Source organism: Streptomyces sp. NPDC059455 (assembly GCF_042750115.1).
Taxonomy (GTDB): Bacteria; Actinomycetota; Actinomycetes; order Streptomycetales; family Streptomycetaceae; genus Streptomyces; species Streptomyces endocoffeicus.
In genome coordinates, this window is record NZ_JBHYVB010000149.1 from 22,273 (window position 1) to 29,104 (window position 6,832).

At 69.4% G+C, this 6,832-nt stretch carries 8 protein-coding genes; 5 read left to right on the forward strand and 3 right to left on the reverse strand.

From position 1 onward, the window contains the following. Positions 1–136: 136 nt before the first annotated feature. The gene (locus tag ACFXB5_RS38025; RefSeq protein ID WP_385217050.1) at positions 137–286 is read right to left on the reverse strand and encodes a hypothetical protein; all 150 of its coding nucleotides are present in this window, start codon (positions 284–286) and stop codon (positions 137–139) included. Between the two features lie 1,054 nt (positions 287–1,340). Further along, entirely contained in the window at positions 1,341–1,985 is a 645-nt protein-coding gene (locus ACFXB5_RS38030) for a CGNR zinc finger domain-containing protein (RefSeq protein ID WP_385217053.1), read from the reverse strand. A 122-nt stretch (positions 1,986–2,107) separates the two neighbouring features. On the opposite strand from ACFXB5_RS38030, the gene ACFXB5_RS38035 reads away from it, so the two are divergent. Continuing rightward, positions 2,108–2,851, forward strand: coding sequence for a haloacid dehalogenase type II (locus tag ACFXB5_RS38035; RefSeq protein ID WP_385217055.1), 744 nt, complete (start codon positions 2,108–2,110; stop codon positions 2,849–2,851). Positions 2,852–2,941: 90 nt separating this feature from the next. Then, on the forward strand, positions 2,942–3,289 hold the full coding sequence (locus ACFXB5_RS38040) for a nuclear transport factor 2 family protein (protein ID WP_385217058.1): 348 nt from the start codon (positions 2,942–2,944) through the stop codon (positions 3,287–3,289). 67 nt (positions 3,290–3,356) lie between these two features. Here ACFXB5_RS38040 and ACFXB5_RS38045 read toward each other — a convergent pair whose 3' ends face one another. After that, positions 3,357–3,926 carry a TetR/AcrR family transcriptional regulator gene (locus tag ACFXB5_RS38045; RefSeq protein WP_385217061.1) on the reverse strand — a complete coding sequence of 190 codons (570 nt, stop codon included), beginning with the start codon at positions 3,924–3,926 and terminating at the stop codon, positions 3,357–3,359. A 242-nt stretch (positions 3,927–4,168) separates the two neighbouring features. Between ACFXB5_RS38045 and ACFXB5_RS38050 the strand changes: the two genes are divergently transcribed. The 3 genes from ACFXB5_RS38050 (at position 4,169) to ACFXB5_RS38060 (ending at position 6,750) form a co-directional block, all read left to right on the forward strand. Then, entirely contained in the window at positions 4,169–5,572 is a 1,404-nt protein-coding gene (locus tag ACFXB5_RS38050; protein WP_385217064.1) for an MDR family MFS transporter, read from the forward strand. Positions 5,573–5,850: 278 nt separating this feature from the next. Then, the gene (locus tag ACFXB5_RS38055; RefSeq protein WP_385217067.1) at positions 5,851–5,982 is read left to right on the forward strand and encodes a hypothetical protein; all 132 of its coding nucleotides are present in this window, start codon (positions 5,851–5,853) and stop codon (positions 5,980–5,982) included. A 138-nt stretch (positions 5,983–6,120) separates the two neighbouring features. Continuing rightward, complete coding sequence (locus ACFXB5_RS38060; RefSeq protein ID WP_385217069.1) at positions 6,121–6,750, forward strand: hypothetical protein; 630 nt, start codon at positions 6,121–6,123, stop codon at positions 6,748–6,750. Positions 6,751–6,832: the final 82 nt, after the last annotated feature.

Here is a 6,832-nt window from a genome sequence, read left to right on the forward strand (position 1 = left end):
GCGGCGGTGGGGGGGGTGTTGGGGGGGGGCCCCCCCCGGGCCCCCCCCCGCCCCCCCCCGCGCCGGGCGGGGGGCTGGGCACCCCCCGCCCCCCGGGCCCCCGGGGGCCCGGGGGCGGAGCCCTGCCACGCGGCGCCTAGTGCGTCAGCGTGTACCAAGCGGTGCTGCCCACCGTGATGCACACGGCCCAGGCCCACCGCAGCGCTTTGGGAGAGATGCGGACGGAGAAGGTCACGTGCTCGTCGAGGTTGACCTCGAGGTGTCGCCGGGGCTTGCGTTCGGCCATGCGGAATCTCCTTGGTTTTCGTGGCCCTCGGTCATGTGCCGGGGCCCGCCTGGTGAGGGACTGACGGGGTGTTCGGCTCCAACTGCCAGGAAGGGGGGAACACCACGTCGGAACGTACGCCTGCCCGTCGGACAGGTGTCGTGTAGTTAACGCAGCCACGTCGCTCGACGCAACTAAACCCGCACTAACCACTGACAAAGCGTCAGCCGTCAGCTGTCGGAGGGTGACACTACAATTCCCCTCCGCTTCAGGGACATTGATCCGCATAGCTCTCATCGCCGACCATAGCGGCCATACTTACCGGCGGGTACTCCGCAACTTTGCGATAGGGAGCGCATGTAAATGCACTTAACGCGCCACTTGGCCTCGTGTTCGGTATGGCCAACGCCACATACGAAACACCCCAAGAGCCGCTTGGCTCGCATATTGGGCGCGTCTCCGTGAAAGCGTCATGTCCGGCATGGGGTGCGGTGACGCTCAGCAGGAGTTTTTGGCTCTTCGGTGCCGATTAATTGCCACTCAAATTGGCGGCTGCCTGCTGCTCGGCTAAGTGATTGCCCGGGTGATCTATCCACGGCGGTTGCAACGGGATGATTGCGAATGCAAATCACGTGTGGATGGTGTGCGCGGGTGGTGAGCAATGGCGGTGTTGGCCGGAAACCGCCGCCCCTCCCTTCCTGGCAGTTGGAGCAGGGGCGGCGGCCCTCACCAGACGTGGAGAACCACGCCCGCTTACTTCGTCGTTGACCCCACGGATGTGCGGGCAGCGTCGCTGTTCCGGCCTCCGCCCAGTCAACGACTGGACCGAGGATAGTGTTTTTCTGTGCGGTTCGGATGCACTACAAGGGGTGAATATGTGTTATTCGCAACACTGTTCTGGCCGTTCAGAAGAATGGAAAACCTCGGCTCCGGACCCGATCTCTCGGCGCGTTCTGATAGCGGAACCTCTGATCCCGCCAGGGCATCGAGGTGCCGCATGATGAGCATGTGGCCGGTTTCCGTCACCTTCTAATAGAGCGGCCAAAATTGCCGACGGCCGTCCTCAGCGGCCCACTTACTCGGGGCTGGTGGGCCGGTCGCGCGTCGCGGCTCGGTGGGCTTGGCCGACTTGGCGGGCGCGGTGGTTGGCGACGTTGACGCGGTTGCCGCACAGCCCGGGCATGCAGTAGCGGCGGCTGCCGGGCCGGGTGGTGTCGATGAACGCTCCCCGGCAGGTGGGCGCGGTGCACGGGCGGAACCGCCGCTCGCCGAGGGTGTGGACGACCCCGAGGATGCCCATGCCGCAGATCAGCGAGAGGGCGTCGGCGATGGTCGCCCCGTCCCGGAGCGGGACGGCCCACCGCACGCGGCCCTTGTGCGCGGGGTCCGGCATCAGAGTGGCGCCCTGGGCGGACGAGGTGAGCCTGGTGGCACCGGCGATGAGGCGGTCACGGCCGGGGTGATCGATCAGGTCCCGCACGGTGGTCCGCAGCGCGTGCACCGCATGGAGGTCGGATATGCGTCCATGGCGGGCGAGTTCGGCCAGCGCGCCCGGATCGCCGTCGTCACCTCCGGGCCGGTGGCCGTGCTGTTCGGTGAACGCGACGAGGGCGGCCAGGTCGGGCAGACGGTCGGCGCCGCGCCAGACCTCGGCGGTGGTGTTGACCAGCTCGGTCGCGATCCCCGCCGCCCAGACGTAATCGTCCAACGCCACTTGCATCGTTGACGCACTCCTCGCTACGTTCGGCTAAACGCCATTTTAACCCTTACGAGCGCGTGCCAGCCGCTAATCGCCAACCGCCAGCCCCGCCCCCGCCCCCGCTCCGTCAGGAGACCTCGCCCATGTCAGAGCTGAAGATCGACGCCGTCGTCCTCGACGTGCTCGGCACGCTCGTCGACGAACCCACTGGCATCCGCGCCGGTATCCGTGAACTCGCCCCGGCGCTCGACGATTCCGGGATCGAGCGGCTGTTGTCGCTGTGGCAGCGGCATATCGACCGTGAGCAGCGCCGCATCCTCGACGGCGCCCGGCCCTACGCCACCACCGAGGTCCTCGACCGCGAGGCCGCCAGGCTCGTCGCCGATGCCGCCGGAGCCGTCGCCGATGCCGCCGGAGCCGTCGCCGATGCCGACGGAGCCGACGACCCGGCCGCCGTGGCGGCGCTGGCCCTGTCCGGCCGCCGGCTCCCGCCGTGGTCCGACACCGTGGCGGGGCTGGCCCGGCTCGCCGAACGGTTCCCGCTGATCGGGCTCTCCAATGCGAGCCGGACGGCGCTGCTGGAACTCAACGCCCACGCCGGACTGCGCTGGCACCAGGCTCTGTCCGCCGAGGACGCCCGGACCTACAAGCCGGATCCGGCGGTCTACGAGCTGGCCGTCACCGTCTCCGGACGGCCGCCGGAGCGGCTGCTGATGGTCGCCGCCCACGCCTGGGACCTGCGCGGTGCGCAGGCCCTCGGCCTGCGTACCGCCTATGTCGCCCGCCCCGTCGGTGACCCGCCCAGCCCCGCGGACCGGTTCGACCTGCACGCCGACGGCCTGGCCGATCTGGCCGATCAACTCGACAGGAGCTTGCCCCCGCAATAGTCAGCGTTTGCAATCATCCGCGTACGCAACTATTGTCTCGAGTCACTCGCACACCCGCGAAGCACACCCGCGAACGGAACGGCTGAAGCGATGACCCGGACCCCCGAGCAGATCTTCCACGACCACGGCCAAGCGCTCGGCTCGGGCGACCTGGACAGGATCAGCGCCAACTACGGGGAGGACGCGGTCTTCGTGACGCCCTCCGGTGTGCTGCGGGGCCGCGAAGGGGTGAAGCGGGGCATCGGCGCGCTGCTCGGCGATCTCCCCAACGCCGCCTGGGAGTTGAAGCCCCAGTTCGCGGATGACGTTCTCTTCCTCGAGTGGTCGGCCGCCACCGCCCATGCGCGAGTGGAGGACGGAGTCGACACCTTCGTCTTCCGTGACGGCCTCATCCAGGCCCAGACCGTGCGCTACACCCTGGTCGCCGAAGAGGGCTGAGCCGCGGCGAAACCGCCTGGGCCACGGCGAGATCGCCTGGGCCGGTGGTCAGTGCGCCAGCCGGTGGTCAGCGCACCAGGGGGAGGAGGACCGAGTCCACGATCTCTTCGAGGACGTCGTCGGGCACGGGGGCGAAGGTCGTGAGGATTTCGTGGCGCAGCAGGTCGAAGGGGAGCGACTTGATGCGTTCGGTGAGGAGTTCCGGTTTGATCTCGCCGCGGTCCACGGCGCGGCCGAAGAGTGCGTCGAGAGCTTCCGCGCGTCCCGTCACGAGGGGGTCGCGCAGGTCGCCGGGGCTGTTTCCGGTCTCCTGGTGGTAGTCGGCCAGGTGCATGCTCATGATGGTGATGAACTGGACGCGGGTGGAGTTGATCTCCCGCATGAGGGTGAGGATGTCCTCCCGCAGGCTTCCCGTGTCGGGAACGTCGATGCGGGACTCCTTCAGGGTGTGGACGATGGCCGCCCGGACGAGGTCGTCGCGGTTGGCCCAGCGGCGATAGAGGACGGGCGGGCTGGTGCCCGCGCGCTTGACGACGGCGTCCATGGTGAACCTGGCGTAGCCGGTGTCGGTGAGTTCTTCCCAGGCCGCGTCGAGGAGCGCCTTCTCCAGTGCCGCTCCGCGGCGTCGCTCGGGCATGCGTCCCTCCTTTAGATAGACTTGCCTTTCTTATTCTAGCGCCTTACCCTGACCACCGTAAGATAGACTGCTATATCTTAAGGCGGCTGCTCGTGAGCGCTCCCAACCGGTCCGACCCCACATCCGCGACGGCGGACCCCCACCGCGTGGATCCCGATCGCGTGGATCCCGATCGCGTGGATCCCGATCGCGTGGATCCCGATCGTGCGGGTCCCGATCGTGTGGACCCCGCCGTGTGGCGCATGGCGATCACCCTCATCGTGGGCGCCCTCGCCGTCGTCTTCGACACCACCATCGTCAGCGTCGCGCTCAACGACCTGGCGAGGGAACTCGACGCCCCGCTGTCCACCATCCAGTGGGTGAGCACCGGCTACCTGCTGGCGGTGTTCGTCACCATCCCGCTCGCCGGATGGGCCCAGTCACGGCTCGGCGGCCGACATCTGTGGATCGCGGCCCTGGGCGTGTTCCTGCTCGGCTCGATCCTGAGCGCGCTGGCGTGGGACGCGACCAGCCTGATCGCCTTCCGCATCGTCCAGGGCGGCGCGAGCGGCATCATGATGCCGCTCATGGCCACGCTGCTCATGCAGGCCGCCCAGGGCCGCAACATCGGCAAGGTCATGGCCATCATCACCGTGCCCACCGCACTCGGCCCGATCCTCGGCCCGGTCCTGGGCGGCCTCATCCTGCATCTGGCCGACTGGCGCTGGCTGTTCTTCGTCAACATCCCCTTCTGCGTTGTCGGCGCCTGGCTCGCCTGGCGCGATCTGCCCGACGACCGACCGGTGCCCGACCGCCCCCGCGCCCGCCTGGACACCGTCGGCCTGCTCCTGCTCTGTCCCGGCTTCGCCGCCCTCGTCTACGGCCTCTCCCAGGTCGAGGGCAGTGCGGGCCTCGCCGACGCCAAGGTCCTCATCCCGCTGATCGGCGGACTCGTCCTGGTCGGGGGCTTCACCGCCTGGGCGCTGAGCCGCGCCACCGGCGCCCTGGTCAATGTGCGGCTGTTCCGCCACCGCGCGGTGGCCTCTTCCTCCACCCTGCTCCTCCTGGGCGGCATCTCCCTGTACGGGTCGATGATGCTGCTGCCCCTGTACTTTCAGCAGGTCCGCGGCGAGGACGCCCTCGGCGCCGGACTGCTGCTCATCCCGCAGGGTGTCGGCGCGCTCCTCGCCCGCGGCCTGGCAGGCGCGTACACCGATCGCATCGGCCCCCGCGGGGTCGCCTTCGCCGCATTCGCTTTCGTCGCCGCGGCCACCGTGCCGTTCGCCTTCGTCACCGCCGACACCAGCGAAGTCCTGCTCATGGCCGCGCTGTTCGTCCGCGGCATCGCTCTGGGCGCCGCCATGATCGCGCCCATGGGCGCCGCGTACGTCGGGCTGGAGCACGGGGAGATCCCCGACGCCAGCATCATCACCCGCGTCGCCCAGCAGCTCGGCGGCGCCGTGGGCATCGCCGTCCTCGCCGTCATCCTCCAGCACAGCACCGGCGGCGCCCACACCCCGGGCGCCCTGGCCGACGGCTTCGGCACCGCCTTCTGGTGGTCGGTGGCCCTCACCGCCGTCGCCGTCCCGCTGTGCCTGCTCCTGCCCAGCCTCCCCGAACCATCGGCCCCCGACGACGCCGCCGAAGCAGAAGCCGCCGAAGAGTAAGCCGCCACCAACGCCTGAAACGCGGCCACTCGGCCCGGCTGCGCACCCAACCCCACATATCGAGGAGTGCGTATGACGATCACGATCCGCCCGGGGGCCACGGTGATGTTCGCCGGAGATTCGATCACCGACTGCCAGCGGCTGGAGAGCGAGGACGGCCTCGGGTTCGGCTACCCGCTGCGGGTCGCGGGGGAGTGGGGCTTCAGACGTCCGGACCGGCCCGTGACCTGGCTGAACACCGGGATCGGGGGCCACAAGGTGATGGATCTGGAAGCCCGGTGGCAGGCAACGGCATGTTCGCCGCGCTCGCCGCGACGAGCGGGCCGGAGTGCTGGGCCGCCGACGGCGTGCATCCGACACCGGCCGGTCACGCCGCACTCGCGTCGGCCTGGCTGCGCCTGGTCGCGTGACCGTGTCGCGTCCTTCCCCTGCTCACACCCGTGTTAGCCGGTCGTTAGCGGAGCGGCAGCCTTGCGGTAGCGGGCCCGACCAGAGTGGGTGACGCACCGAGAAGACCAGAGCATCGACTGCCCCTGGGGGGACCCGAAATGAGCTCCAACACCATGGCCCGCACCGTTCGTCGCCGCACCCTGCGCGTTGCCGCCGCGGCCCTGATCGTGGCCGCCGGCCTGAGCCTGACCGCCTGCTCCGGCTCGGACACCGCCGGCTCGAAGCCCGCGGCCTCCAGCAGCGCGGACTCGTCCACCGGAACGAAGGGCTCCGACGCCAAGGTCGACACCAAGGCGGGCGTCGCGGAGAAGGCGGCATCCTCGGTCCGCACCGAGACCCTGGTGGACGGCAGCACGGCCAAGGTCTACAAGCTCGGCGACCTGCACTACCGCGTCAAGATCGTCAACGACGGTGACGTCCTGGCCACGTTCGAGGCGAACGAGCACGACGCCGGGCTCGACGCCAACGGCATGTACGTCGTGCTCACGGCGGGCGGTGAGGTCCAGTCCTGGATGGGCGGCGAACACCGGGGGCCGGGCACCTTCAAGCTCGCGGGCGGTTGGACGGCCAAGGTAACGAAGGTCGGCGAGGGCCACTACCGTGCGGAGATCATCGGCCACGGTGACGTCATGGGCACGATGGAGGCGAACGGGCAGGACGCCGGGCTCGACGCCAACGGCGTGTACATCGTGCTCAGCACCGGCGGTGTGATCAGCGCCCACGAGTAGCCCACAAGTAGCCCACAAAGTAGCCCACGAGTAAACGTCAGTGCCCGCCCGGCCGCGGCGGTGGAGCCACCGGGAAGGTGGC

Coding starts and splice junctions, on each gene's coding strand:
- ACFXB5_RS38040 (WP_385217058.1), top strand. CDS start 2,942: ATGACCCGGACCCCCGAGCAGATCTTCCACGACCACGGCCAAGCGCTC.
- ACFXB5_RS38025 (WP_385217050.1), bottom strand. CDS start 286: ATGGCCGAACGCAAGCCCCGGCGACACCTCGAGGTCAACCTCGACGAG.
- ACFXB5_RS38035 (WP_385217055.1), top strand. CDS start 2,108: ATGTCAGAGCTGAAGATCGACGCCGTCGTCCTCGACGTGCTCGGCACG.
- ACFXB5_RS38030 (WP_385217053.1), bottom strand. CDS start 1,985: ATGCAAGTGGCGTTGGACGATTACGTCTGGGCGGCGGGGATCGCGACC.
- ACFXB5_RS38045 (WP_385217061.1), bottom strand. CDS start 3,926: ATGCCCGAGCGACGCCGCGGAGCGGCACTGGAGAAGGCGCTCCTCGAC.
- ACFXB5_RS38050 (WP_385217064.1), top strand. CDS start 4,169: ATGGCGATCACCCTCATCGTGGGCGCCCTCGCCGTCGTCTTCGACACC.
- ACFXB5_RS38060 (WP_385217069.1), top strand. CDS start 6,121: ATGAGCTCCAACACCATGGCCCGCACCGTTCGTCGCCGCACCCTGCGC.